At 46.2% G+C, this 23998-nt stretch carries 23 protein-coding genes; 11 read left to right on the top strand and 12 right to left on the bottom strand.

Annotation, left to right across the window (positions count from 1 at the left end; all coding sequences use genetic code 11):
- Positions 1-67: 67 nt before the first annotated feature.
- From AZI86_RS09710 to AZI86_RS09680, 7 genes are all read left to right on the top strand, one after another.
- Positions 68-454 carry a hypothetical protein gene (locus AZI86_RS09710; RefSeq protein WP_061834845.1) on the top strand — a complete coding sequence of 129 codons (387 nt, stop codon included), beginning with the start codon at positions 68-70 and terminating at the stop codon, positions 452-454.
- Positions 455-492: 38 nt separating this feature from the next.
- Positions 493-1176, top strand: a complete 684-nt coding sequence (locus tag AZI86_RS09705) for a glycerophosphodiester phosphodiesterase (protein ID WP_061835135.1) — start codon at positions 493-495, stop codon at positions 1174-1176.
- Positions 1177-1231: 55 nt separating this feature from the next.
- On the top strand, positions 1232-2362 hold the full coding sequence (locus tag AZI86_RS09700) for a patatin-like phospholipase family protein (RefSeq protein WP_061834844.1): 1131 nt from the start codon (positions 1232-1234) through the stop codon (positions 2360-2362).
- Between the two features lie 44 nt (positions 2363-2406).
- A complete protein-coding gene (locus tag AZI86_RS09695) occupies positions 2407-2760 on the top strand; it encodes a zinc ribbon domain-containing protein YjdM (protein WP_061834843.1) in 354 nt (117 codons plus the stop codon).
- 265 nt (positions 2761-3025) lie between these two features.
- A complete protein-coding gene (locus AZI86_RS09690) occupies positions 3026-4087 on the top strand; it encodes a hypothetical protein (protein ID WP_061834842.1) in 1062 nt (353 codons plus the stop codon).
- A complete protein-coding gene (locus AZI86_RS09685) occupies positions 4088-8236 on the top strand; it encodes a beta strand repeat-containing protein (RefSeq protein WP_061834841.1) in 4149 nt (1382 codons plus the stop codon).
- Positions 8237-8315: 79 nt separating this feature from the next.
- Positions 8316-9407, top strand: a complete 1092-nt coding sequence (locus AZI86_RS09680; protein ID WP_061834840.1) for a DUF1513 domain-containing protein — start codon at positions 8316-8318, stop codon at positions 9405-9407.
- Between the two features lie 5 nt (positions 9408-9412).
- Here AZI86_RS09680 and AZI86_RS09675 read toward each other — a convergent pair whose 3' ends face one another.
- The 3 genes from AZI86_RS09675 to AZI86_RS09665 all read right to left on the bottom strand — a co-directional run bounded on the left by AZI86_RS09675 (position 9413) and on the right by AZI86_RS09665 (position 11148).
- Complete coding sequence (locus AZI86_RS09675; RefSeq protein WP_061834839.1) at positions 9413-9937, bottom strand: YceI family protein; 525 nt, start codon at positions 9935-9937, stop codon at positions 9413-9415.
- 99 nt (positions 9938-10036) lie between these two features.
- Positions 10037-10840 carry an alpha/beta hydrolase gene (locus tag AZI86_RS09670; protein ID WP_061834838.1) on the bottom strand — a complete coding sequence of 268 codons (804 nt, stop codon included), beginning with the start codon at positions 10838-10840 and terminating at the stop codon, positions 10037-10039.
- Positions 10841-10944: 104 nt separating this feature from the next.
- The gene (locus AZI86_RS09665) at positions 10945-11148 is read right to left on the bottom strand and encodes a SlyX family protein (protein WP_061834837.1); all 204 of its coding nucleotides are present in this window, start codon (positions 11146-11148) and stop codon (positions 10945-10947) included.
- Between the two features lie 89 nt (positions 11149-11237).
- Here AZI86_RS09665 and AZI86_RS09660 point away from each other — a divergent pair, with 89 nt between their 5' ends.
- Complete coding sequence (locus tag AZI86_RS09660) at positions 11238-12335, top strand: DUF2914 domain-containing protein (RefSeq protein ID WP_061834836.1); 1098 nt, start codon at positions 11238-11240, stop codon at positions 12333-12335.
- A gap of 2 nt (positions 12336-12337) precedes the next feature.
- Here the strand turns inward: AZI86_RS09660 and AZI86_RS09655 are convergent, their stop codons facing one another.
- From AZI86_RS09655 to AZI86_RS09630, 6 genes are all read right to left on the bottom strand, one after another.
- Positions 12338-14296 (bottom strand): ABC transporter permease, encoded by a 1959-nt coding sequence (locus tag AZI86_RS09655; protein WP_061835134.1) that lies wholly within the window; start codon positions 14294-14296, stop codon positions 12338-12340.
- A 5-nt stretch (positions 14297-14301) separates the two neighbouring features.
- Entirely contained in the window at positions 14302-15279 is a 978-nt protein-coding gene (locus AZI86_RS09650; RefSeq protein ID WP_061834835.1) for an efflux RND transporter periplasmic adaptor subunit, read from the bottom strand.
- The gene (locus AZI86_RS09645; protein WP_061834834.1) at positions 15276-16523 is read right to left on the bottom strand and encodes a TolC family protein; all 1248 of its coding nucleotides are present in this window, start codon (positions 16521-16523) and stop codon (positions 15276-15278) included. The genes AZI86_RS09650 and AZI86_RS09645 overlap by 4 nt, the downstream gene beginning before the upstream one ends.
- Positions 16524-16574: 51 nt before the next feature.
- Positions 16575-16979 (bottom strand): hypothetical protein, encoded by a 405-nt coding sequence (locus AZI86_RS09640; RefSeq protein WP_061834833.1) that lies wholly within the window; start codon positions 16977-16979, stop codon positions 16575-16577.
- Positions 16980-17705, bottom strand: a complete 726-nt coding sequence (locus tag AZI86_RS09635; RefSeq protein WP_061834832.1) for a 3D domain-containing protein — start codon at positions 17703-17705, stop codon at positions 16980-16982.
- Between the two features lie 158 nt (positions 17706-17863).
- On the bottom strand, positions 17864-18106 hold the full coding sequence (locus AZI86_RS09630) for a hypothetical protein (protein WP_061834831.1): 243 nt from the start codon (positions 18104-18106) through the stop codon (positions 17864-17866).
- Positions 18107-18224: 118 nt separating this feature from the next.
- Here AZI86_RS09630 and AZI86_RS09625 point away from each other — a divergent pair, with 118 nt between their 5' ends.
- Positions 18225-18833, top strand: a complete 609-nt coding sequence (locus AZI86_RS09625) for an NUDIX hydrolase (protein ID WP_061834830.1) — start codon at positions 18225-18227, stop codon at positions 18831-18833.
- 278 nt (positions 18834-19111) lie between these two features.
- Here the strand turns inward: AZI86_RS09625 and AZI86_RS09620 are convergent, their stop codons facing one another.
- Together AZI86_RS09620 and AZI86_RS09615 are read right to left on the bottom strand one after the other, a co-directional pair.
- Positions 19112-20062, bottom strand: a complete 951-nt coding sequence (locus tag AZI86_RS09620; protein WP_061834829.1) for a hypothetical protein — start codon at positions 20060-20062, stop codon at positions 19112-19114.
- Between the two features lie 90 nt (positions 20063-20152).
- A complete protein-coding gene (locus AZI86_RS09615; RefSeq protein WP_061834828.1) occupies positions 20153-20998 on the bottom strand; it encodes an NAD(P)H-hydrate dehydratase in 846 nt (281 codons plus the stop codon).
- A 26-nt stretch (positions 20999-21024) separates the two neighbouring features.
- Here AZI86_RS09615 and map point away from each other — a divergent pair, with 26 nt between their 5' ends.
- Positions 21025-21786: a type I methionyl aminopeptidase gene (gene map / locus AZI86_RS09610; protein ID WP_061834827.1), complete on the top strand. Its 762-nt coding sequence runs from the start codon at positions 21025-21027 to the stop codon at positions 21784-21786.
- A gap of 313 nt (positions 21787-22099) precedes the next feature.
- On the top strand, positions 22100-22615 hold the full coding sequence (locus AZI86_RS09605; protein ID WP_061834826.1) for a MarR family winged helix-turn-helix transcriptional regulator: 516 nt from the start codon (positions 22100-22102) through the stop codon (positions 22613-22615).
- 5 nt (positions 22616-22620) lie between these two features.
- On the opposite strand, the gene AZI86_RS09600 is transcribed toward AZI86_RS09605, so the two are convergent.
- The gene (locus AZI86_RS09600; protein WP_061834825.1) at positions 22621-23847 is read right to left on the bottom strand and encodes a hypothetical protein; all 1227 of its coding nucleotides are present in this window, start codon (positions 23845-23847) and stop codon (positions 22621-22623) included.
- Positions 23848-23998: the final 151 nt, after the last annotated feature.

Below are 23998 nucleotides of genomic sequence, written 5' to 3'. Positions count from 1 at the left end.
GGTTAAGGCTTTTCTTTCGCGGACTTATGCACTATTTGCCTAGGGGAAACAACCCTAAGGAGCCGAAATGAAAGCCATTCTTTTTTCTGCGTTATTGTCTCTGGTGTCTTTAACTTCCTTTGCTGCTGCTACTTCTGAAGAGCAAGTGGCTCAACTTGGAAAGTCAGCGATTGCAGCTTCGACTTCAGATCTTCAAGAACTTCCTTTTAGCATCGACCGACTTGTATTGCAGGCCGTGATCAGCAATGGCAACCGAGTGACTGAGATCACTTACTTGGCTAATGATTTTGAAAGCTATGAAAACTGCTCTTTTGATCCCCGCAACGATGCAGGCTCTTGTGACCTTTATCGCTGCCAAGCGGACGTGCGCGTTATCTTAAGTCAAAACTATACAGCCAAGGTAAAAACAGAAAATGTTCGCAACTGCAAATTTGTGGAATACGTAAGAAACTAGCTTGAATCCTAGGCGCCATTTTTGCTTTAATGGCGCCTATGAAATTAATGGGCCACCGCGGGGCACGGGATAAAGCTCCAGAAAATACGTTACGTTCTTTTTCTCACCTGATCGAAGCTGGCATCCCCGCTGTTGAATTTGATATTCACGAAAGTGCAGATGGAGTTTGGGTGGTTCATCACGATGACACCTTGGAACGCACTACGAAAGGCACAGGACATTTATCTTCAAAATCCTGGGCAGAACTCTGCAAAATAGAAACTCATGAAGGCGACCCTTTACCGCGCCTAGAACAAGTTCTGGAAATTTTCAAAAACACCTCGATGGAATTACAAATCGAACTGAAGTCCCCAGGGAATTACCAGGCTCTGGCCCAAGTTCTGCGCTCGTCCATCGACGTTTCTAAAATCACTATTATTTCTTTTAATCATCGCTGGCTTTTCGAATTTAAAAATTCCGCCCCCGATATTCGCACCACATGCTTGCTCTTTGGCTTACCCATGAATCCCGTGGAAATTGTCAAAAGCGCTAAAGCCCAAGGGCTTTCACTCAGCGTAAATTGGATTGATACAGAGTTGGTTCAAGCTTGCCATCAGGCAGGATTCACCGTCACGGCGTGGAACGCGAATGATCCCGAAACCTATCAGGAGATGAAAGCCTTGGGGATCGACTACTTGGGTACGGACAAACCTTTCACTGCACGCGGCTGGTCTAAATCCTGAATATCCATTTCGCAAAGGGAAACGATGCCTTTAACGTGCATCGTATTGCAGTTGAATGAATAAACTTTTGACAGTGATCAGCCTTATTACGTTTGTCAGCTGCACGGCTTTTTCAAGCCCCTCTAAACCCTTTAAAAAAGCCTTGGTCATTGGCGGAGGTGGTATCACGCCAGGTGTTGCCTTAGGCATGATCGCGGGCGCCAAAGATGCGGGCTATAATCCGGATGTAATCCTTGCCGCTTGCGGAGCCTCTTTGGGGGCGGCCCTTTATGGGTCCTTTTCTTCCCCTAAAGAAGCATTAAAGTACGCCAAGTCCGAGGAATTCTATTTACGCTTCCAAAAGCTTGTCAGATTGGGGGCGTGGTCCGCTTTAGGATTAAAAAACAAAATGCAAACCGTTTTGGCAAATCCCAAAAACTTGCCCGAAATTTTTGAAGGGAATATCTTAAAAATTCCCAATGAAGCTCAAGGTCTTTTACCGTCAGAAAAGTTTCCTTTAAGCAAAAACAAATCTCGCTTGATAATCCTTGCCGCCCGCGCCTCGTTCGGTCCCGAGCATCAAGGTAAAGACACCGGCACTGGATCTTTATTCAGAGAAAGTTATCTTACGGATGCCGCAACGGCCAATGAGCTGCGTGGATTTGAATCACCGGTAAAAAAATCTTTTCCTTATTCGCGTGTGGATCGCAAAACTGAAGTTCGCAGTGACGTGGCCTTAAGCCAGGCCGTGCGCGCCTCGATCACCGATCCTTTTTATGTAAATCCCACCCGCATTGGAAATTCCTATTACTGGGGTGGAGCCGTGGATCTGTTTCCCGTAGAAACCGCTCAGCATTTAGCTGAAGAGGTTTTAATGAATTTTCCGGGCGGTTTGTATAATAGGTTTGAAGACCTCGCGATCTCTAGCACTTACGGATTTGCGCAGTCAGATCGCACCACGGAAGTGTCTCGACTTAATGACATCAAGTGGATTGATACGTCAGGGTCTCACGAGTTAGGACTGGATCCGGGACTTTTTGGTGTGCTTTTTATAAATCGATTTCCCAGCTCTCATGAGAAATTCGCTTACATCATTCAAAAGCAATTCAATCTTGGATACGCTCGCGCGGTGGAAGCCGTACGCCTACAAAAAAATCGCGTCAACGTGCGCACGCATCTGCGACACACCGAAGTCGGCCGGCAATAACGAATTTAATGGCCAAAAGTTCCTGGGTGTGATTGAACTAAGTCATGAACGAACCAACGAACTGCCCAAAATGCCAATCCGAAAATATTTATCAAGATGGAAATCTTTGGGTTTGTCCTGAATGCTCCCACGAATGGACTCCGCAAAATGCAGCTGCGACAACAGAGACTGAGGCCGACACGCGCATTCGCGATGCCAACGGAAATGTTTTGCAAGATGGCGACACAGTCACCGTGATCAAAGATTTAAAAGTAAAAGGGTCTTCGTCCGTCGTCAAAGTGGGCACGAAGGTAAAGAACATCCGCTTGGTGGATGGTGCTGACGGGCATGATATCGCGTGCAAGATTGATGGCTTTGGTGCGATGAATTTAAAATCGGAGTTCGTCAAAAAAGTCTAGGGCCCCGCTCTACGTCTTGTTTTAAAGTGAGAAATTTAAAGTTATTCGCCTTTAATTAGTTTTTAACCCTATTTCAATTTAGTCTCGTGTTTTTCGGGAAATTCGCCCCAAAAGTACGACGATAGCCGTGATATTTTTGTCCAATAATTCCAAATTAAATCATATCTCACCTTGAGCAATTTTAAGTGAGTAATAAGCCGCCGAAAACATTAAGAAAAGCTGTTCCTCTTCCGATGAATATTTCAGTTAAAGGAACTTTACGGAAATGTCTGAGACAACGGCTGGTTCATTAAAAATTCGAATAGGATTTTTATTAGCGGGGCTAAGCCTCGCAGCCAGCTCATATTTTTTCTTATCCCACTCGCAAGAATCCCCAAATTCAAGAAAATCAATCGCAACGTCTCGCGATCATCTCCCCGCATCGGCGGAAGAAAATATCGCAATAGCTCCAACCACGGTTGACGAACCTGCCAATGAAAATCTAAAGCCTGTAATACAAAATACATTGGCCGAAACCTCCCCAGCGAAAGTTTCCACAGTTCAAATTGAAATGGCCCCGCAAGTCATTCCCGAAAAAAATCCCGAGACTTTAAAAACCTCAAAAGAAGAAGAAACAAAACTTCTTTTACCTAAGATTGATTTTTGGGCGTGGGCGGGACTGGGTGTGAACTACACAAGCTCTTCTCAAACCGTGGAAGGGTTTTCTGAACTTGAATTCGGTCGCATCAAAGGCCCATCGACGATGCTGCGTGCGGGTTTTTATGTCAGCGATAACGCAGGCCTTGAATTAGGATTTAAAAATACTCCGGGCGAAGCAAAGTCTTCAGAAAGCATCACTGTGAATGATGGTGAGTACAACTGGCTGACCATGTCGGCAGAAGCTCTTTATCGCCCGGTGGAGAAAGTAAAACACAGCGAATGGACTTGGCGCTTAGGTTTACAACAACACCAAATGCCATTTCTTCACGTCGACGGCGCGAACGAAGTTTCAATGGTCGAAACTTCGATGACAAATCTTTCTCTGGGGTTTGAATATAAAAAGCAGCTTAAAAAGCGTCTGCGTCTTGAATGGTTGATGCGTTACCAGTACCCGATTGCCGCCTCTAACAACGAAGGCACGAATTTTAAAGTCAGCCCCACGGTGTCATTTGATGGCTCCTTGGGAACGGCTTATCAACTTAGCGAAAATACATTCATCGGCGTCTATTGGTACGGTCAGTATCATGATTTTGATTTTAAATATCAAACACCCTCTACGGCGGAGGTGTCGGGACGACAAAGTCTTTTCTTCACCAACTTTGATTTAAGACTTGGGATGGAGTTCTAAATGGCAAAAATCTGGTACGTCCTGGTGACAATAATATTTTTAGTGGGCTGCCGCGATACCGGAGGCGGCGTGGTCGGTTACGTTAACAGCGCTTTAGACCGCTCCACCCTTTCCACGGCAGCATTAAGCATTTCCATCACAGAAGGCGCGTCTCACAGCCTTCTTATTGTTCTTGACCACGGCGTATCTCGCTCAACGACTTTAGACTGGAGTGTTTCTGCTCCCAATGGACAGTTTACCACGACGAATGGCATCGTTGGAATGAGTGAAGGTCAATCTTCGGCCCTGATCACTCTTGACTCTATCGACAACAACGTGACTGACGGCCATCGCAATTATCTCCTCACGATATCAGGCTCAAGCTTGGTTTTTGCCAACAGCATCAACATTCAAGTTACCATCATCGACAATGAAAGTGCGCCGCTCATTTCTGTTGCAGATATCTCTGTCGCCGAGGGAAATGGGGCAGGAACCACCGACGCCATCTTTACCGTAACAGCCAGCAATCCTTCAGCCTCTAACATAGTCGTGAATTACACTACTACTGATGGGACTGCTATCAGTGGCAATGACTATAATGCGGTCTCCGGAACGCTCACGATCCCCGCTGGCTCTTTAACGGGAACTATCACTGTGCCCGTTATTCGTGATTCTATTTACGAAGCAAATAAGAATTTTTCAGTCGTCCTTTCTGGGGGCTCCGGTTATACCGTCGCCGGCTCGCGATTGACCGCCATTGGCACCATCGAAGACGACGAATCCCAATCCACTTTATCGGTGGCCGACATCAGTATGAACGAAGGTACAGGTGGGGGATCTACGAATGCTGTTTTCACGATCACGATGGCCAGTGTTTCTGCGCAAAACGTGACGGTCAACTACACCACTCAAGATGGCACCGCGATTGCCGGCACGGATTATACAACGACTTCCGGAACCGCCACCATCACTGCAGGATCTACTTCAACCACCGTCAGCGTTCCGGTTTTACCAAACTCCATTTATGAAGATAATAAAACGTTCACCTTAAGACTTTCTGGAGGCTCCGGCTATCTTGTCTCCGGCTCGACCCTTATCGCCACCGGCACGATCTTAAACGATGATGCTGCACCGACTATTTCCATTGCCAATGCCAGCGCCAGCGAAGGAAACTCTGGCACGACAAATATGACGTTCACGGTCACGGCAAGTGCGGCCTCTGCACTCCCTATCAGTTTTAACTATGCAACCAGTGACGGAACCGCCGCGAGTGGTTTTGATTACACCACCACCAGTGGATCAAAAACCATCATCGCGGGATCTACGACCACCACGATCACCGTTCAGATCATTGGTAACACTCGCTATGAAAATAATAAAAGTTTTACGGTCACGTTAAGTGCAGGAACAGGTTATACCGTCGCAGGCTCAACACTTTCAGCCACCGGCACAATTCAAAATGATGATGCAGCCCCGACGGTCACGATCTCTGACATCTCGCTGGTCGAAGGATCTGGTGCGGGAACAACCAACGCGATCTTTACGGTCACTTTAAGTGCTATTTCTGGGGTCAACGTCACTTTTGATTATGCAACTAGTAACGGCACGGCAACTGCCGGTTCTGATTACACGGCGACTTCGGGCTCTGCCAGCATCGCTGCCGGTCAGACACAAACCACGCTCACCGTCCCTATTACTCGTGATACCACATTTGAAAGCAATGAAACCTTCACGATGACGTTAAGCAATCTCACCGGGTCTACGCCGGCAGGTTCAACTTTAACGGCAACCGCCACCATCACCAACGATGACCCCGATACACGAATTTGGGATTTTCAAAATGTAGGCGATTACACTTTGGGATCATTCTTAAATTTCGCGACGGGTTCGGTGACTTTAAGTCAGGTGGATTCTGTTCACAACAATGCGACAGAATTTAATGCGGGCACTCTTTCAGGGGTCACGCACAATGGGACAAGCTTGACATTGAATCCCAGCACCGCAACCAACATGATTCACGCCGCTTCTTGGACACCAAAATATTCTTATCTGGTGGGCTATTGGAAATTTGATGGCAACTGGAATGATTCTTCGAGTTCGAACGTCACCCTAACCCATACAGCAAATGCGATTACGAATCCGGCCGCGATCAAAAGCGGCTCGGGCGCGGCAGGCTTTCCGTCTGGACATTACGCCCACGGAACTTTAGCCGCGAGTTATTCAAGCTATGCCATTTCCGTGTGGGTGAATCCCACAACATTGGTTGCCGGTGGCGGTCCCGTGGGACAATCCGGTGCCGCAAACCCGGCCATTTTCATTGATAGCTCTGGAAATTTATATTGGGCCTTTGGCAGCGTCACCACCACGGTGAAAGCTTCTGCGGGCTTATGGACTCACCTTGTTGCCGTTCAAAATGGCACAAGCCAAGCCTTGTACATCAATGGTGTTCTTGCAGGGACCGCGACCGCTTCATCCAGCTTAAGTGCGATTGATGTGGGTCGCATCAATGCGACAACCATGGCTCAATCGGTCGATGAACTTGCGATATTTAGCACTCCTCTAAGCTCGAATGAGGTGAATGTGATTTATGCCCGTCAACGTTCGCGTTACAACGGTCTTTACACATCACCGGTGGTCGACATGGGAACAAGTGCTCCTTGGACTACCATGACACCAAGCACACCGTTGCCATTTTTAAAGGAACTTTCGGCGACGAATGAAACAATTGCGCCCGCACTCATGACAGATCTCGTAGCCTTATATCATTTTAACGAAACATCTTTAGATCAATACGCCGGGGCCGCCGATTATTATGACAGTACTGGAAGTGGGAACAACGGCAGTGGTAATTTACCCCTCAACGCTCGCAGTAATTTCGTCCGCGGTGTTACTTTCAATGGCAGCACCCATGTTCGTTTAGGCATTGGCAGCACCGTTTTCCCTTCCGCGACCACGACGGGCCTAACTATCTCTGCGTGGTTAACACCTGCCGAAGTGGGCGCCTCGTCCGTCGACGATCGCCGGATTATCAGCGGAACAAAAAATGGTACGGGAACTGTATTTGGGCTTGCTATCGGACGATCTCAACAAAAAATCTCAGCATTTTACATGGACAGTTCTGGGGCTTCAGGGACCCAAAAAGAACTAATCCCAGATGTCACCGTCAAAGCAGATGAGCTTGTTCACGTGGCTTTAACCATTAGTGGCAACAAAGCAATATTGTACCTTAATGGGGTCGAAGCCAAGAGCGCCTCCGATGCCAACGTCGCAAACTCGACAAGCCTTAGCGCATCGGTACCGATTCGGGTGGGAAGTATTCCGGCGGGCACCGGCAATTTCTATTCGGGGGCCATGGATGAACTTGCGTTGTGGAAACGAGGCCTCACCGCCGACGAAATTCAGCAAGTGTATCGTCGTGGAGCCAACCGCATTCGCTATCAAGTCAGAACATGTATCGACATCGCTTGTAATTGTAAATCCATCAACACCGGCGGATCGAGCAACGACTGTGACGGCGACGGCGTGGCTAATAACTTAGATCTTTCTGACAGCTTTGCCGCCGAATGGTTTGGCGCAGACGGTACTTCTGGCAGTTTCTTTTCAGAGCTGCAAAATAACTCGTCATTAGATTCATCGCAAAATCCAAATGGTTCGGTCAAAACAACCAACATGGTTTACGACTGGTCCACCAGCTTTTACCCGACCGCAGCACGGCCGGCGAACAATCGCTACTTTCAGTATCGCGCCTTCATGGATTCTGATGACAACAGCACGGCATGTAACAGTGGTCCTTGCTTGCCCGAAATCACCGCCATGTCTATAGGGCCTTCCGGAAGGTACTATGGAGGTGCCCCCAGTGTGGTTAATAACAACGCCTTCACGTACACCGAACTGCAATCACTCACTCGTGTTGATCCTAATTCTTGTACGACCTATCAAGTTTCCACCAATGGAGGAAGCACCTGGAAGTATTATGATACCGTAGGTGGAGCGTGGGAGACGACCACCGAAGGAACGGGGAACTCAAATCCTTTGAGTGATTATACTCTTTCAAGATTGCAGGCTTTGGGTTCGGGAAGCTTTAAGTTTAAAGCTTTCCTTAACACCAACGCGGCATTCACACAAAGTTGTGAGCTTAACAGCGTCTCTGCGACGGCCAAAGTTCCTTAGTCAAACCCTGAGTCTAATCCTTAGTCCAATGAGACGCTTCAATAGGGTGAATCCTGTTGGAGCTCTCTGAAAGCATGCTATGCTTTCAGACATGTTGGGATTTTCATCAAAACAGTTTTTAGGCGGCATTATTTTTTTGGCAGTAGTAGGTTTTGTCTATTACGGCCCTTACAGTAAATCTAAAAAATTAAATCCTGCCTATCTGGTGGGTGAATACAAAACGCCAAAGACCAAAGGAAAAGCCACCTTGGTGGCCGATAACGGCCATATCATTCGCCGCTGGCCAGTCCCATTTTCCGTTCATACGTTTTCGCACAATAATGCATTGCCTTGGCAACTAGCCGCTGTTGAAAACTTGGGGGATTCCATGGCTATCATCGACGCCCGCATAAAAAACACGGTCGAAGCTATCAAGGCCCCCGAGGGCTTGGTATTTAGCGGCCACGGGATTTTTTCAACGCAAGGCGATCGTCTATTTATTGCCGCTCAAGATAAAAAAACGGCCGAAGGCTTTCTTCTTATTTACGATACCGAAACAAATGCCTTAGCGAAGCAAGTTAAAACCGAAGGCCTTAATCCCCACGACTTGCAATATGATCTGACGAATTCCAAAAATCTGATTTTGATAAATGCGGGCAGTGAGCAGGAAAAAGGGCAATTGCTGTGGCTTTCCGAAGAAGACGGCAAGATCGTTAAAAGCATTTCTTTTTCTGAGGGCCTGACGGTTAAACATTTTTCCCAAAGTGAAAAGCTGATTTATCTTTACGGCCCTTCTTCGTTTGCAATGTTTAATCGCAAAGATGAAGCCATTAAAATTGCCGATTGGCCAAGCAAGAATCCTCAATATGCAGGAGAGATTCTAAATGCTTATCAAGACGTGATGAATGAAAAGATCTGGCTTACCGTGCCCACCAAGGACCTGATTGTGGTCTTAGAACAAAAGACTTTGGCAATTGCTAAGACCTTCGCGGCGACGAAGCCCGCTTCGATTTTAGCCTCGCCATTAGAAAATCCAGAGCTTCTTATGATTTCCGTCGGAACCTACGGCGGTGAAGGCATGCAGAAAGCTTATAATTTAAAAAACGTCAGCGGTTCTGACGCCGCTTTGGATGATCCGAGAAAATTTTATGCCGAACACGCGACCCCGTTAGAGGTCGCGATTCAAGAATAGCTTCATTAAGCTTTCACAAACTGAATGTCTAAAGTGATTTGTACGTCATCACCGACCAAAATGCCACCGGCCTCTAAAGCCGCATTCCAATTAAGACCATAATCTTTTCTTTTTATTTTGGTTGAGCCTGAAGATCCGATTTTAACATTGCCCCAAGGGTCCTTCATTTCTGCCGAAGGGCGCTCCACATCTAAAACCACTGAATTCGTCACCCCGTGGATCGTCAAATCGCCTGTCACTTTCAGGGAGTCCCCGTCTTCTTCCACTTTGGTAGATTTAAATGTCAGAGCGGGATACTTTTCTACGTCAAAAAAGTCAGCACTTTTTAAATGTGCATCCCTTTGAGCCTCACGAGTATTCACACTGGCCGCTTCAATAGAAACTTCGATCGAGGATTTTGCCACGTTTTGAGGATCGTAAGACAAAGTTCCACTGAGCTTATCAAAACTGCCATGGACCTTAGCGATCATCATATGTTTAATTGAAAAGTTTGCGCTTGAGTGGGCGGGGTCGATTTTAAAAGTGCTCATAATTTACTCCTGGTCTAAGACCGTTGTTTAGATCATGTGAATACTTTACGGCACTTTTAGATCGTTGATTAGATAGGATAATTAGGAATCAGTGTTCCATTATTGCAACAAATGCAGCTCCGGTGGTGGAGGCATTACAACAGAATTCGCCGCCGAAATAATGGCATCTGCCGTCTCTTGAGGCTTGGATTGAGAAATCACGTGCCCCGAGGGGTAGCTGCTTGTATGGGCCTTCATTTGCGTCGCCAGGGCTCTTTGTAAATCGGGCTGAATCATATAGTCATTTTCCGCAACGACGTACCACGTTGGTTTGTTCTTCCAAGCCGCGGTGGTGATCTTTTCTGAAAACAAAGCCCCCGCTGTCGGAGCTTGCGTCGCATACATAAGTGAGCTTTGGGGGATAGGTAGATCTTGAGCAAAGAAATTTGTCATCCCTGTGGTCGTTAAAGTGGCAAATCCTTCGTCATCAAATACCAATTCACCAAAACCGGGAGCCGCCGGATAAGGTTTTGTGATATCCAAAATAGATTGTCCATCGTTAGGCGCAAACGCCGCGACGTAAACCAAGGCTGCCACTTTGGGGTCATTTCCAGCTTCCGTGATAACCGCCCCTCCCCAAGAGTGACCCACCAAAATCACCGGGCCTTCCGCGCGCGCGAGAGCACGTTGAGTTGCTGCCACATCCCCAGCCAAAGTTGTTAAAGGATTTTGTACGGCAATGACTTTAAGACCGGCAGCTTGAAGCATCGGGATTACTTTATCCCAAGTCCCGGTGCCATCGGCAAAAGCGCCATGCACTAATACGACAGTTTTATCGCCGGGGGCTTTGGGAGTGGGAGCCGCCTCCACTGTTACTGAAAACGAAAAGGTCACACTTAGGATGGTTAAAAGCCAATTTCTCATAAACTCTCCTTGTTACATCCAAGAAGTACATCATCAGAGAATCGAGAACCCAAGAGGTCAGGATAAGATACAGTCAGGTCGGGTGTTAAATCGCAAAATTGAATCTAATAATGCGGAGGCTTTTGATTGGCCGGTCCAATATCGCCGCCGTCGGGTCCATCTTCAATTTTTTTACTTAGTTGAATCAGACGCTTTTCAAGATGATCGATGGTTTTTTGCTGTTCATAAAGAACTTGGCTGAGCTCTTCTAAAAGGTGTTCTTGATGGGCGATTTTGGTTTCAATATCAATTAAACGTTCTTCAGTCATGATGGGATTGTCTGTACCGCCCTGTCTCCTAGAGCGTCAACTAAAGAAGTCTTATTGCCGTTCCGCGAGCCTTTTTTTACACTGATTTCGTGGAAAAATTAAAAGATCGCATCTTAAATTATTACGAAGCCCATGAAACCAGAATTGATATTTTGTTTTTCTTAGGTGGATTCTTTTTTGATGTCCTCACCCTGACGGATGTCGATGATGTTTTAGGGATCGGCCAGCAATTAGTTTATCTTTTGATCCTGGGATCGATTCTTTATTTTGATTTCTTAGATGTGAATGGATTTTTTAAAATTCCGCCACGTTTGCAAAGAATCTGGGAATACCGACAGCCGATTTTACATTTCTTTTTAGGCAGTCTTTTAAGCCTGTATTCTTTGTTCTTTTTAAAAAGTGCGTCGATTTTCACGTCCATTGTTTTTGTCGCGGTCCTGATTTTAGTGATGGTCGCTAATGAACTAAAAAGCATTCGCGAAAAAGGGGTTAATATTAAGATCGCCCTGTTCGTGATTTGTCTGTTTTCGTTTTTTTCGATCACGGTGCCGGTCCTATTGGGGTTTGTAGGCTATATTCCATTTTTCTTGTCCTTGATTTTAACGGGCGGAGCTCTTTACGGGATTTATCACCTGCTGCTTAAAAAAGTTCAGAATGTACGTTTGCTGATGGGAAGCCTTTTAGCCCCCGGCATGGCCGTGCTGGCTTTCTTTTTTGTCTTTTACATGCTGGGTCTTATTCCTCCAGTTCCACTTTCCGTACAACATATCGGAATCTATCACCGGGTCGAACGGCAAGACGGAAAATACGCCGTCTTTCACCAAAACTCGGCCTGGAGTTTTTGGCGTAATCAAGGCGATAAAGAATTTATTGCAGAGCCAGGTGACAAGCTTTTCGTTTTTGCCCAGATTTTTTCGCCCGCAAGATTTAGCGATTCGGTGATTTTACATTGGTATTTTAAAGATCCCAAACAGGGCTGGCTAAGTACCGATCGCATACCGATGCGTATTACCGGCGGTCGTAAAGAAGGCTATCGCGGATTTGCCATGAAGCAGAATTATCCTGCAGGTGATTGGCGCATCAGCATTGAAACAACCGATGGTCGGGAAATCGGACGCATTTATTTTGAAGTGGTAAAAATCGACTTAGTTTCGCCAACCCGCACTTGGTATAAACAGCTTTATTAAATCTATTCGTAGCGAAGCGCATCTATCGGATGAAGCTTCGCGGCCTTTTGCGCCGGGTAACTTCCGAAGGCCACACCAATCAGGGCCGAGAATGAAAAAGACACGGCGACCGACGCAAAAGACACCGACGTGTTCCAACCAATCAGACTTGAAAGGAGGAACGAAACCGCAAAGCCCAACAGAATTCCCAGGACCCCGCCACTGATACTGACCACGATAGATTCCGTTAAGAACTGCATCGATATATCACGGCGTTTCGCCCCGATGGCTTTTCTTAAGCCGATCTCTTTGGTTCTTTCAGTCACCGATACCAGCATGATGTTCATGATTCCGATACCGCCCACAATCAACGAGATGGCCGCGATCGAGGCTAAAAGCAAAGACATGGTTCGGGAGCTTGAATTCAGCGCTTGTTGAATGTCGGACATATTAAAGATTCTGAAAGCATCTTCGCGTGAAGAAATCGGCACGCGATGACGGCGGTTCATCAGATCTAAGACTGATTTTTGCACTTGATCCATTTCGGTCACATTGAAAACTTCGATATCTAACGAATCGACGTAATCACGACCAAACAAACGATACATCGCTGTATTAACGGGAACAACAATACGATCATCTTGGTCTTGCGGACCGGCGGCTCCTTTTTCAGGTAAAACCCCAATCACGCGAAAGTTCACTTTGTTTAACTTAATCAGCTCCCCAATCGGAGATTTTTTTCCAAAGATTTCCCGTGCTACCGTTGTTCCGATGACAGCCACCAAAGCTCGGGATTGATTTTCGCTGTCGGAAAAGAATCGTCCATACACGGGGTCACTGGCGCGAACACGTGTGAACGCCGAAGTAACACCCATGATCTGCGTATTCCAGTTTTTATTCCCAAAAGTCGCTTGCGCCCTGCCGGAAACTGAGGGCGATACATCGCGAATGCCATCAACTTCTTCTTTGATCGCATTGACATCATCGGTGCGTAAACGAATCCGCACGCCAGATTCCCGCATCACTCCCGAAACACGAATATTCCCGGCACTTAAAATCAATAAATTAGATCCTAAACTAGATAACTGATCTTCGATTGCTTTTTGCGCGCCAGTTCCTAGGGCTAGCATCACAACAACGGCCGCGACCCCGATTAAAATACCCAGCATCGATAAAATCGAACGCACTTTGTTTCCGGCCAAGGTTTGAAAACCTTGATGGAAGTGCTCCATCACTTCCTTTATCGCAAATTCAGAACTGCCACCTGATGAAGGCGCTGGCGCCGTTTCAAAGTTTTTCACCAAGGGAAGTGGTGCGCGACGTTCATCACTTAAGATTTCGCCGTCTTTTAAACGGATCAAACGCTTTGCCAGCTGTCCGATTTCTTCTTCATGGGTGACGACAATGATCGTGATTCCTTGGGCATTAAGTTCTTGCAGAATTTCTAAAACTTCTTGTTCGCTTTGCGAATCAAGATTTCCCGTCGGTTCATCGGCAAAAATAATTCCCGGGCGATTGATCAGGGATCTGGCAATCGCGATACGCTGTTGCTGACCGCCCGAAAGTTCGTTCGGACGGTGATCCACACGCTGACTTAAACCGACTTTGCCTAAAAGCTCATTGGCACGATCAAAATCAAAGCCGTCAGAACTGTAAAGTAAAGGCAAAGAAACGTTCTGCCATGCTTTTAATCGAGGTAATAAATTGAATTGCTGAAAAATAAAGCCGACTTCATCGCGACGGACAACGGCCAATTCGTCTTCCTCAAGCAAAGAAACTTCACGCCCTTTAAGTTCGTAACTGCCTGAAGTAGGAACATCCAAAAGACCTAAGATGTGCATCAGGGTGGACTTTCCAGAGCCGGAAGGTCCCATGATGGCGACAAAATCCCCTTGCTCGATTTGCAAGCTGATACCTTTAAGGACTTCCACCGAGTGAGGTCCCATTTGGTAGGATTTTCTAACATCTTTGATCTCTATCAAAGGTTTCATGGACGTTTATTACTTTTACGGGCTGGGCTTCCTGGCATCCCGAATGGAGAGTTATTTGATTTTCTATCACCCAGTTTAAATTCGCTGATCATAAGGACGTCGCCTTCTTTCAGGCCACTTAAAACTTCCGTCATCTTACCGTCGGTGATACCGACTTCGATGCGATGAGTTTCGGGTTTGTTCGTCTCTGGTGATTTTAAAAGAACGACGGTTTTTCCATCGACCACTTTTAATGCTTCACTTGGCATTAATAAAACATCGGAACGAAGATCGACGGAAAAAGTGACATTCGCCGTCATACCACTGCGCATGAAGGTCGGTGTTTTTTGCGGAATCACGTCGACCACGAAAGTCGTGACAGAATTGACGGTTGTTGAGTCAAAAGCAATTTTATCTACAAACGCCGGTAATTTTTCATCCGGATACGCATCCAGAGTGATCACCGCAGGTTCTTTCAGTTTGATTCTTGAAATATCTGTTTCATCCACTTGCGCTTTCACTGTCAATTGATCTGAAAGCTGAAAAATCGCATCGGAGCTGGCAAAGGTTTGACCGGGCTCAACATTTTTTTGAATGACGGTTCCTTCAATGGGCGCCAAAACGGGGGTCGCTAAATAAAGCTCAGCCCATTTTTTATAAACTTCTGGACCTTGTCCCGCAGCCGCATCTAGTAATGCCGCCCGCTCCGTTGAACTCATCCACGCCATGACGTCGCCTTTTTTAACGACTTGGCCTTCTTTCACTAAGATCTGCTCGATGCGTCCCGCGACGGGTGCTTTGATTTGCAAACGGTTGCGTGGTTGCACAAAGCCTGAAGATAAAATTGTGTGCGCGATATTGCCCCGAGTAACAGAAACTTCTTTAAACGTGACGGCAGATTCACGCGAGCTCAACCACACAAATCCCGCGATCAGCAAGATCACTAAGACCGCAATGGCGATGATGGCATTTCTAGTTGTGGTACCCTTGCTCACGGTATGACTCCTCTGCCTTGGGATCTTTCCCAAGACGCCTCGGCATTCACTCTGTCTCGGCGCTTTTCAATCAAGTTCTTTTGGCGACTGATAAGATCGTTTTCGATAATATCCCAATCGTCAAAAGTGCTTAGACCGTTGTTATATTTACTACGGCCAATTTCGGCACGCACATTTTGTGCTTCGACGAAGGCTTGACTGACTTTGTAATTTTCAATGGCGATAACAAACTCCGCGTAAGCCGTCTTTAACGCCGTGGCTAAGCTTAAATCCATGTTACGCAAATTGTTTTCTGCCACCATTTTATCCGCGAAAGACGACTTGGAAGCAAAGAAAGTTTTGCCGCCGTTAAAAAGGGACCAGCCCAAAGAAGCTTCAAGCTCCCAATAGTCATTGTCATCGGGGAACCACGTGTCCCCATTACGGCCTATTTTTCCTTTCACCCCGAGGGTGGGATAATAACCCGCATAAGTCGATTTCAAGACCGCCTCGGCGGTTTTTACCTGGGAGACCGCAATCACTCGGTCAGGAACTGTTTGTACCAACTCTAAAAACTGGGGGGTCACGCCAGGTTCAACCACTTCAGGCATCGTCCCGCTGATATCCACGTCTTTCCCCGCCGCCAGGCCCAATACTCGCAGGTAATTGGTTTTGGCCGTATCTAAGGTCAATTGTGCTCTTTTTACATCAATCGCCGCTTCTTGCAGATAAGCCGCCGACAACATCACGGAACCTTTGTTTTCCCGACCACTTTCAAAACGCAATTGCACCAGGCTGTTATTGTCCGAACGACGTTTGTGGATGCTTTCGGCAAGCTTAATGTTTTCATGGGCGTAAATGAGGCCGGCAAAAGAAGATTTTAGATCATAGCTCAATTTGGCTTTTACATTGCGAAGAGTCGCCTCGGCGATTTCAAGTTTGGCTTTAGCATCATCCAGTGTGGAGAGATCACGAAAACCATTAAAAATATTTTCTGTAACGACAATCTCTGCACCGTATCCGGTTGAATTGGTGTCGTTGACCTGTTTTTGTAGATAGTTGGTACCAACAGAAATCTCGGGAAGAAAATTCCCATAGGCGATATTGAGCTGGTTACGAGCGATCTCCACTCCCGCTTCCGCCGAGCGGAGTTCCGCATTATGACGGGTCAAAATGTCGATGCTTTCAGAAAAGGTGTACAGCTCCTGGGCGTAAGCGCCCGGAATTGCAAGAAGCAATACAAAGATGAAAGTACTAAATGCCATGCGGTTCATGTACACAGAATATAACGGAATATCTACGAAAATATGGAGAGACTAAGGTCTGGTAGAACCATTCTTCTTCACAGAATAATTCTCGAGGGTCTTAATTCTTACATCCGCCACTTCGTCACAGGCTTTGGCCAGACTATCTTTTAAGCAGGCGGTGTAAAGTTTAAGGCGAACGCCATCCCAGGACTTGTACCAAATTGAGGCTTCCTCCAGGGAGTTTTGCGAGACTTTCTCCAGTCCCGGGATCTTTTGCAGAGCGGGAAGGACTTTTTTTAGATAATATTCTTTTTGAACCGGTCGTAGGTTTTTGAACTCGTCGTAAGACGGCATCCAAAATGGCGGCTCTTGTAAGTTGATTTCAGGAGCCGGGTCATCACCTTGCGGCGCCGCCCAGCTAGTAATACAAAAAAGCTGCACTGCTAAAAACAGGAAAACCAACGCACGAGACATCTAGTTGACTCCCTTGACGTATCCGCCACCAGAACTGCGGCCCGCGTTATTTTCAGAAGAGGCCATCATTTTTGGCACAGCCATCCCAAGCTTCGCGTGATCGATAGCGGTGATGATGGAATCATACTTATCATTCCCCCGGCGAACCACGTTAAACTGCTTTTTCTTGTTGCAGCTCTTAATATCGGTCATCGCCAGGTCCGAAAAGCCATCATAGCCAAAGGCATTATTAGAGTTGTGATCATCAAAAGAGCCGGTGAAAAAATCAAAGCGGTTCGGGCCTTTGATCGCGCCACCTGTATCGTGAACAATAAAGTACCCTGGATGCAGCATTTTTTTGCCGTTAGGAAGTTGGATTTCTTTCCCCTTCATCGCGGGCATGCTGATCACATCACCCATGCTATAGAATTTAGGATCGGCGGCAATAGAAACAAATGGAATAAGGCACTCCCCAGCCGCACCAATCGCGGTGTCGCAATCACCAATATCACGTGTTTTACCGGTGTACGTGTAAACATGATTGTCGGACATGGTTCCTGAGCCTTGCATGCGAACTTCATCTTTAAAAGCCTTACAAGGTTTCGGCGTCGGGCAATAATCTTTAATGTGCGGAACAAAATAAACAGACGAAGTGGCGATGCCCGCACCACATCCCCCGGCCTTCGCTTTTCTTTTTTTAGCAGCCAAGGCTTCTGACGAAATCACGAAGCTTAGGGCTACTAACACACATGTGATTTTATAAGATGTTCGTGTCATAGAGAGCTAATAAGCAAGTTGAGGGCCAAGTGAGAGCCGTTTTATGGCTTCTCATCGTCGTCACTTTAGACAACCTGCTGTTAGGCTATACACAGTCTCACATCGAGATCGTAACATCCGAATAATACTTACTCGGTATATTTGATGAGCGTCACTGGCACTTCGAGTTTTTGGGCACGCTCGTGAGCCTGCAATTTCTCAATCTGATCATTGTACGCGATGGAATACTGCGTATTTTGAATCGTCTGCAACAGCTTTCTGTGCAGGCGTTTTTCTTGATGAGTCGTTTCCGCAATCAAGCTATTAAAGTTATCGACTGCGGCGAAAGTAACCGTGCTATACATGCTGAGAAGAACTATGAAGAAGCGCATCCGTGGCCTCCTTGTTAATCTATTTATAGGATACACCCACAGACACATTCGGTTAATTTTCCTGGCCCTTTTAAGTCCGAAGCTGACAGCATTCTAAGAATTCGTTACTTTGATCCATATGTCGTTTGGAAAAAGCCTCGCCGAAATTCTCCGCTCGCAATCGACCCAAGATCTTTCCAAAGAGCTTTCGGATCATGCTTGTGTCGCGATCATTTTGCGCGGTGATTCTTTTAAAAACTTAGAAATCGCCTTTATCCAAAGAGCCATTCAACCTAACGACAAATGGTCAGGACAGATCGCCTTTCCCGGAGGCCGTCGTGAGCCCGGGGATATAAATGATATCGCGACGGCTCAGCGGGAGACTTTAGAAGAAGTCGGATTTCATTTGTCCCTGCAAGAGTTGGTGGGACGAATCGACGATATTCAAGGTCGAAAAGCCGGCGTGCTTTTGCCGTTTTATATTCGCCCGATTGTCTTTCATATCAATCGCGAGCCGGTGATAAATTTGCAGCCCACCGAGGTCGCTGACTTTTTTTGGATTTCGCTCACGACACTTTTAGATCCCACCAGTCAGATAACTTATAAATTGCAGCGGGAATTAGTGGCTGTCGAACTTCCAGGCATCTCATTAGGGCGCGAAGTTCCTCTGTGGGGGCTGACTTATATGATGATTCAGGACCTTATGCTCCGACTTGGCGTCTCAAAAAAAATAATTTCTAAAATTTAAAAAAAAGGGCTCAACTCTACCAAGGTCCAGCCGATAAAGTATCTACCTTGATGAGAAAGGAGCCTCCAATGGCTTATTCATCTAAATTGCTTCACGAATACATTCTTTGCACTGAGATTCGTGAATTGGAGGATCACCCGGAGACGGGGCCACCATAATAGCAACCTTGCTCTCCTAACAGAAGCAAAGAAAAATCAGAGTCATCAAGAAGTTCTGGTTTTAAAATAAAAAAGGGCCCTAAGGCCCTTTTTGTTTTTTTCTAAATCTGTGTTTTTAACTTACAGGATCGAGAAGATCGTAGATACGCTGAATGTCGTGTTATCGCCACGAAGATTTTCAGGATAGAAGTTCAAATATGGCGCGATATAAATATCACGTGAATAACCATAACCCATCCCCAAACGACCACTTAAAATTTGATTTAAAAGAACCGGTTCCGCTTCCCAACGTGGATTCATAAAGTTTAAAGCGACTGATGTATAAACATTCAATTTGTCCGTAAAGTTGTATTTTACTTGCGGATAAAAACCCACGAAGTAACGGCTGGCTTTTTTATCGGCCTTTTCGTAATCACGCTCGTACAGAAAATAGCTTAAAGAGGAATCTACGCCGGCCGCAAAACCTGAAGAACCAAAGTTGTAAACCAAGTTATTATCGTAAGATAAAGTTCCTACTTGGCCGACATCGCGATAGTTTGGAACGGTCGTGACTGATGCGCCGAAAGAGTTTCTCATCTGCGCATCCCAAACACGAGCACTGCGATCATAGCTGATGAACGGAGTTTTAACATCCGTGCGTTTCACACCGTGGAAAGGTGTTAACATGCTAATACCTGTTCCCATGCTGATGGCTGTTTTGCTGTCTAAACGGTAACGACCGCTGATAGAACCGCCAACAGAAGTTTCGTTAGGACCGATAGATCCGTTGGGATTAGGTTGGTTTTCGTTGCTCAAGTCACCGACGGGGGGACCAAAATAAGAAAGAGAGAATTTCAAAGAATATCTTGAAAGAGATCCGGAGTCGGCTTTCAAGCGTGTGTCTGTGATGTCTTTATCTTCTTCAAACTTTTCATTTTTAATGACGTCATTCATTTTTAAAGTCGACTCTTGAATCGCGGTCGCGCCTTGCGCTTCCGTTGGTGAAATCTGAGTGACCGTGGTTGAAGAACTTTGAGCGTAAACCGACATACCCGCCGCGGTTACCGCCAAAACGATAAGACCTTTTAACATGCAAATCTCCCTGCAATTGTCGGCCTTTTACCTTTCTAAATTACAAAAAGATAGTCATGGTTTTGCTAGGAATGCTTGTAAGAAGAAATTTCACCCCTGACGCAGACGCCACAGAATACGAGGAATAGAATCTATGACATCTGAAGCTATCATGGATAGTGCATCTTTATGGCTCTGAACCCATAAATTCGCCGTCGCCCCATGGACATAAGCCCCTAACAGGGCCGCCTCTAAGGGTTTAAGGCCTTGCGCGCGAAAAGCCGTGATCATTCCGGCCAAAACGTCACCAGTTCCGGATTTAGCTAAAGCGGCATTGCCACTGGCGATGCGAAAGATTTCTTGTCCTTGCGTTATCAAGGTCCCATGTCCTTTTAAAAGCACGACGCACTGAAAAAGCTGACGAGCTTTTTTTATAGCGGCAAGACGATCCTTCGTCACTTCGTGCACGGAAACCTTAAGACACCGCGCCAGCTCACCCGTATGCGGGGTCACGATCCAGGAAGCCGGTAACGGGAAAAGCTTAAAATCCACACATGTGGTGAGGGCATCGGCATCCAGCACAACGTTTGGAAAATTTTTCGTTTTAAGCTCTAAGATGAGCTCAGCGGTGTAGTCATTCACCCCAAAGCCCGGACCGATTAATACGGCATCAAAATTCAAATCTGAAAGGCTTGAGCCTCGTAAGTCTTTCACTAAAAAATCGGGATTTTCTAAGCTTGAAACCACCAGATCTTTTTGCGCCAGCATCACGTATCCACTGCCCGCCCTTAAGGCTCCGCGTGCCGCCAAGATCCCGGCCCCAGGATAATCATGACTTCCACCTAAAATCAGGCTGCGCCCGCGAGAAGCCTTGTTGTCATCGGTAGATACAGAGGGCAGTAAGCGAGAGGCGTGTTCTTTTTTAAAAAGAATGACTTCGGGTGTGGCTTTTTTCATAAACTTAAGTGTATAACCGGCCCATCATGATCGTAAAGACAGAAGCAGACTTAGCGGGTTTAAAACAGATTGGCAAAATCGTCGCCAATTGCCTGTATTATATGGCCAAGAAAATGGAACCTGGCATGACAACTTTAGAGTTGGATCAACTGGGCGGTGCATTTCTAGAAAAGCATGGCGCTCGCTCCGGACCTATCTTGGTTTATAATTTCCCAGGCCACACGTGCATCAGTCTGAATCATGAGGTTGCCCACGGTGTGCCATCTGACAAAAAAATTGCTAAAGGTGATTTGATAAATATCGATGTTTCGGCCGAACTAAACGGTTATTACGCCGATAACGGCGGCTCCTTCATTCTTCCCCCATCCTCAGCAAATTATGAACGCCTTTTAAAGGCCACTCGCGAAGCTTTGCAAAACGCAATTAACGGCGTGCAAGCAAAAGCTCCTATCAATATCATCGGCAAAAAGATCGAAGAAGTTGCTCAACAATATGGCTATTCCATCATTCAAAATCTTGGCAGCCATGGCGTGGGTCGTGGACTTCATGAGGAGCCTACGTTTATCGCGGGCTATTATGATCCCAAGGATGATCGCCGCCTGAAGGAGGGGCAAGTCATCACCATTGAGCCCTTTCTCTCTACTGGCGCGCGTTTCGTGGATGAAGAAGCCGATGGATGGACGCTAGTGGCGGGAAAAAATCATCGCTCTGCCCAATTTGAGCACACCATGATTGTGCGAAAAGATCGCGCAGAGATCGTCACGATCCCTGATTCAATTTATTTATAATTGTTAGATTTATCTAATGCACCGCCTAAACAGTAGAATGTATAATGCTGTGAATTATACTTTTCTTGTCAGAAAAATATTTTCGTCACATTCATTATCACTTCGACACTTTCTCGAGTGAAAAACGGATACATTCTGAATGAAAACGTCTTGCGAAAACTTATTGAGAAAGACGTTTTCGCAATTAATCAGGAACAAACGCGAATATATTTCTGATAAATTTTTTTCTTTCGCTTGCGCGAAGTATGGACCGTTAACTAACATAAGAGATGTCGCATTGGAATTCACTGAACGTACGCGACTTGGAGGACGTATGGCAAAACTCTACTTCACCGAGCTTCCAACTCAAGAAGAACTTCGTCAGAATTCAGCACTCATGTATCCAGACTTGGATCATTTGACACTGTATTCACACATATTATTAAGAAAAATCACGACAGATTTAGAAGTGAATCTGGATAGTTTTTTTTCTAAATACAATCTTTCCGCAGGTCGTTTTACTTTGATGGCTTTGTTAAATAGACACACCTCTGGATTAATGCCTTCAGAGTTGGCGCAAAAGGTCGGCGTAACCCAGGCCACTATTTCGGGGCTGATTAACAGTCTTGAAAAGGCCGGCATCGTAAAGCGCATGAGCCATGAAAAAGATGGTCGTTCCTTCGTGATTCAATTAACGCCGGAAGGAATTGCTAAGGTTGCGGAGATCATGCCTCTTTATCATGAACGCATTAGCAATTACTGGAGCGAGTTCAGTGAGCCAGAAAAGACTCAATTAAATTCTTTCATGGAAAGAATCATCAAAAATATCTTTAAACTAGGGCAAGCCTAAGGGCCCTAGTACTCGCCGTTGAGTGTGCACGAAATAATATTATCTAACGTAAAGCCCGACGAGTTTTGGAAGGGGCCGAAGTGGTTATAAGATCTGCCTACAGACATATGCGGGCTCACGCATCTTTCAGCGGCAGGCTTTAGGCTGCCATTAGAGTTCACGTTCGCCGGATGCGTGTTATAGGCGCTTTTTGCATTTACCTGAACACTGAACATATCCGTCACTTTCGTCGCCGCACAGAAAGCGTTGAAAGTCTGCATCGAACTTCCCAAGATACGAATCATCTCGTCCTGACTTGCGGATCTTGAAATCATGCATTTTGGATAAAGCACATTCCACGCGCGAATGCAGGCTTGCACATTCCCCCCCGCATCGGGCGTGAACTGATAAAGACCGATATTTAAGCGCGATTCGATGGGTTGTAATTTATCTTCATAAAAATTCACTCCCGCCGGGCGACGATAATCGCTGGGCGCCACACGCTGAGCAATTTCTTTGGCTTTGGCGGTGTCGGCTGTCGTTAAAGACTCCATGTATGATAAACACATCATGTATTTGGACCACAGTTTAGAGGCCTTGACGTAACTTTGGCGATCACCGGCTAAAGCTTCGCGACGGTACTGATTCATTTTATTAGTAAATGTGTTGATCTTATTGATCGTTGCCGCCGTCGGAATATTTTTCCCACTTAAAGTTGTCTTTAAGCTGTCCGCCGATACTGAACACAGGGGATGAGAAATCAAGCTGTTGGGTAAGTATGTGTTGATATCACTATTTAAATTAAAATATGAAGCGACATATCCGAGCTGAGCTTTTGAAGGATGCATTTTTAATTCCACGGCATATGAAATACGATCGGCAAAACGATCTCGGGTGTCTAAGGTTGGATCACATGAATCTGTGGTATGACCTTGTTGGATATTGCGTGTTTCTAAAAGCTCGCGATAACTTTTATAAGTCGTGTCCACTACGGAGCCTACAGAATAGGAAACCTCGTTAAAAACATTGAAATCTTTAGGCGTGATCGAACCCGTGATGGCGGCCGGCTCCCTGCCCGGAGACGGTGTTGGTGATGGACTCGGTGAGGGACTAGGCTTTGGTGTGGGACTTGGGCTTGGCGTGGGGGTCGGCTGAGTCGGCGGTTTTTGTGACATGGCCGCAGCCGTATTTACGGCCAAAAGAATTGCTAAAACAGAGATCAAGATGCGGAAAGCGCTATGGTTTGTTTTCATGCCTCCTAGATCGGAACTAGGTCTTAGGACTTAAGGCTTCCTCAGCCCTTTTTAGGTCTAGTTTTGCGTCCGTTTGTAATCCTCTTGGTCTAGGTCCTTTCCTCAAGAAAGGCCCCCGCCTTGCCGATATAAGACCGTACAACCAAAAAGG

It is taken from the genome of Bdellovibrio bacteriovorus, assembly GCF_001592735.1.
GTDB classification, from domain to species: Bacteria; Bdellovibrionota; Bdellovibrionia; order Bdellovibrionales; family Bdellovibrionaceae; genus Bdellovibrio; species Bdellovibrio bacteriovorus_D.
Note: the sequence above shows the minus strand (reverse complement) of the source record. Positions and strands in the feature narration are given on the sequence as shown.